This window comes from uncultured Veillonella sp., from assembly GCF_937981445.1.
GTDB lineage: Bacteria > Bacillota > Negativicutes > Veillonellales > Veillonellaceae > Veillonella_A.
Genome location: NZ_CALJON010000042.1, coordinates 1 through 4,280 on the forward strand (window position 1 = coordinate 1; position 4,280 = coordinate 4,280).

General features: G+C 39.3%; 6 protein-coding genes. All 6 read right to left on the reverse strand.

The features are described 5' to 3' along the window. Nucleotides 1-37 precede the first annotated feature (37 nt). The gene (locus tag Q0376_RS06680; protein WP_298705560.1) at nucleotides 38-388 is read right to left on the reverse strand and encodes an aminotransferase class I/II-fold pyridoxal phosphate-dependent enzyme; all 351 of its coding nucleotides are present in this window, start codon (nucleotides 386-388) and stop codon (nucleotides 38-40) included. Nucleotides 389-777: 389 nt separating this feature from the next. Next, complete coding sequence (locus Q0376_RS06685) at nucleotides 778-1,722, reverse strand: bifunctional riboflavin kinase/FAD synthetase (RefSeq protein ID WP_298705563.1); 945 nt, start codon at nucleotides 1,720-1,722, stop codon at nucleotides 778-780. A gap of 12 nt (nucleotides 1,723-1,734) precedes the next feature. Further along, nucleotides 1,735-2,703, reverse strand: coding sequence for a tRNA pseudouridine(55) synthase TruB (truB, locus tag Q0376_RS06690; protein ID WP_298705566.1), 969 nt, complete (start codon nucleotides 2,701-2,703; stop codon nucleotides 1,735-1,737). 10 nt (nucleotides 2,704-2,713) lie between these two features. Then, nucleotides 2,714-3,652 carry a bifunctional oligoribonuclease/PAP phosphatase NrnA gene (locus Q0376_RS06695; protein WP_298705569.1) on the reverse strand — a complete coding sequence of 313 codons (939 nt, stop codon included), beginning with the start codon at nucleotides 3,650-3,652 and terminating at the stop codon, nucleotides 2,714-2,716. Then, nucleotides 3,639-4,046 carry a 30S ribosome-binding factor RbfA gene (gene rbfA / locus Q0376_RS06700; RefSeq protein WP_298705572.1) on the reverse strand — a complete coding sequence of 136 codons (408 nt, stop codon included), beginning with the start codon at nucleotides 4,044-4,046 and terminating at the stop codon, nucleotides 3,639-3,641. The genes Q0376_RS06695 and rbfA overlap by 14 nt, the downstream gene beginning before the upstream one ends. A 9-nt stretch (nucleotides 4,047-4,055) precedes the next feature. Further along, nucleotides 4,056-4,280: hypothetical protein (locus Q0376_RS06705; protein ID WP_363302994.1), on the reverse strand; the 225-nt coding region annotated here is incomplete at its 5' end.

Sequence of the window (4,280 nt, forward strand, 5' to 3'; positions counted from 1 at the left end):
CACGAACCACGCAATCAGCAGGCAATAAGCATGGAGCTCAGCAGTGACGAATCACTAAGCGGCATAGCATATCAAGGCCCTGCTGAGAGCCGCAGGTAATTAAAATATTATCCTTCGTAAAATTAGTTTTTACAATACGGTTCATGCGCTTAGCAATGCTTTCACGTAGTGGTTCATAACCTATAGATGGACCATATTGTAAAGCTTTTCCTGAATCACTTTGAAGGACCATTTCTGTGGCCTTTCGTATTTCCTCTGCTGGAAATGTCTCTTCTGCTGGAAGCCCTCCAGCAAATGAAATCATGTTTGGCTGCGCAATTAATTTTAGTATATCCCCTGTGTCAGAATGCTTTATAGCATTAACGGGATCTGAAAAACGAATAGCCATACTCATACCTCCTAAAAATTTGATACTTTAAATCATACTATTAAGAACGTTGAATGTCAAATAAAAGTATACAATAGTATGTATTCAAAGGACATTAAAGGATTTATATTTAATCATACTTAATCATACTTCATAGTAGGCACCTAAGGCTCACTATTTAATATGTACTTTCTACACATTGCAATTACTAGTACTTGCAAAACCGCAAATTTCTTAATTTATTAAAAGGATAGTATAGCTTCTAGTAAAATAATAAAAAAGCTCTATGCTAATGCCTTCTCTAAAGAAGACATGCATAGAGCTTTTGTTCTAATATATAAATAATTCATCAAACCATCTCACTATTTATATATCAGTTACTATGTCAAATATAAATGAACCTATAGAGCCTAAAGATTCATTTTTAAATAGTCCTTAGCGCCTTGTTCATCAATTTTCATCTGAGTAATTAAGGCCTCTAAGGAATCAAAGCGCTGTTCAACGCGCAATAATTTATAGAACTCAATGGTCGCTTCATAACCATATACATTGCGATCAAAGTCAAATAAATGGACTTCGAATCTGTGATATTGATTAGTAAAAGTAGGATTATCACCTAAATTACCAACCCCATCATACCAAGCACCATCAAGAAACACACGATTTACATATACCCCATCAGGAGGTAAAACGAGTTCAGCAGGATAGAGGAAATTTAACGTAGGAAAACCTAAGGTTCGCCCCCGCTGGTCTCCCTTAATCACTGTACCAGTAAATCGATAAGGCCGTCCTAACAAGGAATTTGCCGCAGGAAAATCCCCCTTACTAATGAGCTCACGAATTAAGGTACTAGACACATGATTCGGTAAGGTATCACATTGCGCTAATTGCAATTCATGCACTGTAGCTTTAGGAGAGGCACTGCTTTTTACTAATTCTTTAAGCACTGTAGGATTACCTTTTCCTCCAGCCCCAAAGGTAAAGTTTTGCCCCATCACAAGGCCTAGAACTTGACCACTTTGAGTCAATTGATGCACAAACTCTTCCGCCGTCATAGCAATGAGCTCTCTACTCATGGGCAGCATGAGTACATAATCAACCGCCAAGGACTCAAACACTTGAGCCTTACCGTCTTGCTGTAACAAAGCCTTTGGTTCTTTTTGAGGATTAATAATATGCAAGGGATGCTTATCAAAGGTTACTACAATGGCATATGCATCCTGCGCTTTAGCCTCTTCCACAGCCTTTGCAATGACTGTTTGATGTCCTCGATGAATACCATCAAAGGTTCCTAAAGCAAAAACTATATTCTTTTTAAGTGCTTGTAACTCACTAAAAGAGGTCAAAATTTTCATACTATCATCCTATTAAAAAATATTCTTTGCTACTTTATAATGGGTTTTCTTATTATAGAGAACCCCAAAAAATCCATCGGGCCCGTAAGCGCGAAGTAAATCAGGCGAATTAGTATTCACAGAATTAGTTGTACTAGCATTCACAAAATTGTTTTCCCTAGTAATCATTTCAATATTCCTATTACTATTACTATGTGTGCCATGCGTTAGATTATATGCAGGCGACGCCGACCATGTTTGCCCTTGCTTTAGAGCCGTAACAGCTTGAGCCGGCAATTCTATGGCTGGCAAATGAACTAATGCCCGATCAACAGGCTGTAATAGGATCATGCCATGATGTTCTAATTCTTCCACACTATGACTTTCATTAATACTAAATGATCCTACAGCAGTACGCGCTAATTGAGTCATAGTGCCTGGAATGCCTAACTTTTCACACATATCCCGCAAAAGAGAGCGTATATATGTGCCAGAAGAACAGGTAACCTTCACCGTAAAATATGGGTAGGCATAAGCCAGTAGTTTACATTCATAAATATGAATTGGTCGGCTTGGCAAATCCACCGCTATTCCTGCACGGGCTAATTCATAGGCTTTTTTACCATTAATTTTAATAGCCGAGTAAATGGAAGGCTTTTGCTCTTGTGGTCCTTCAAATTGACTCACCATGGCTGATACATCTTCCATAAAAGGAATAGAACATTCCTCTTTAGGCATGGTGGCAATGACTTGCCCCGTACTATCTTCCGTATCTGTACTATATCCTAAACAACATTCTGCCACATAGGTCTTAGTCAATGAATCGGTATATTCAATAATGCGCGTTGCTTTTCCTACAAAAATAGGGAGCACGCCATAGGCTAAGGGATCTAATGTGCCACTATGGCCTATGCGTTTTTCTCTAAGCACGCGGCGGCAAATGCTAATGGCATCATGACTGGTAATGCCTGGTGGTTTTAAAAAGGAAAATACGCCGTCCAACTCGTACCTCCTAAGGAATCACTGCTAAAATTTGTTCCATAGCATCACTAATGGAAGCATTTATAGTACAACCGGAAGCCCGAATATGTCCACCGCCACCAAAGTGGCTAGCAATTTCATTTACATTACTGCGCTTGGATCTAAGACTCACACGTGTCGTATGGTCATCTACATATTTTAAGAAAATAGAAATATCCACCGTATCTACATTGCGAATAATTTCTACAAAGCCATCCGTATCATCGCCTACGCGTGCCATTAAGTCCTTAGTAAGTGCAATGGAGGCAATCGTATTTTCCTTATAAAAGGAAATTGTAGAAAAGGCCTCTTTCATCACTTCTAAGCGTGCTGCTGTAGTAGCCTCTAAATGTTCAGACACAATATTAGGCTCTGCTCCACATGCCACACAAAGTGCACCCATGTTCAAAGTATGCTCTGTAGTATTGCTAAAGCGGAAAAAACCACAGTCTGATGCAATGGCTGCATACAATGAAGTCGCCATAGTCTTAGTAATCGGCCAGCCCCATTCGTTGCAACAGGCGGCAATAATTTCACCAATTGCTGCATAGTCAGGCATTAAGTACAAGGCATCAGCAAATTTAGAATTGGAAATATGATGGTCTATATTATAAATAGGTCCTTCATATAATTCCCCCACTTTACCGATGCGTTCCTTCGTACTAGCATCTAAAACTAAGAGCATATCAGCGTGCCAGGAGTCCATCTGTTCTACAGACTTAACGGACTCCACATGAGCTAAAAAACCAAACTTTTGTGGCACAACATCATCAACAACCATAGTTACTGACTTACCTGCCTGTACTAAAGCTTCATAAAAAGCCAGCATGGAACCCATAGCATCAGCATCAGGATGAATATGAACAGTTAAAATAATAGACTGTACGGCATCAAGAGCTTGTTTTAATTCCTCACGATTAATTAGTTTCATGGGAAGACTCACCCTTTGCTTCTTGCTCGTCACTTACCTTGTGAGAGGCTTCATCTTTTTTTATATCATGCAATAAGGATTCAATATGCATGCTGTAGTCTAAAGACGTGTCAGCTTCAAAGGCAAGCTCTGGTGTATAGCGCAAACGCAATACTTTGCCTAGTTCACTACGAATATGACCCGTAGCATGGCGCAAAGCTTGTAAGGACTCCTTTTTAGCTTCATCAGACCCAAATAAACTTACATAAATGGTAGCTTGACGTAAATCACCAGTCACTTCCACATCAGTTACAGTCACAAAGCCAATACGTGGATCTTTAAGTCCACGCATTAGCATACTGCTCACTTCTTGCTTTATAAACTCTTGTAATTTACGAACTCGTACATCACTCATAAAGGCCTCCTAAATCTGTGGTGCGATTTCTTCCATAGTAAAGGCTTCGATAATGTCGCCTTCTTTAATATCACGGTAACGTTCAATGGAAATACCACATTCAAATCCAGTTTTAACTTCTTTAACTTCATCTTTAAAGCGACGTAAAGAATCTACCGTACCTTCATGCACTACTACACCATCGCGGATTAAGCGCACTTCAGATTTGCTCGTAATTTTACCTTCTTGTACATA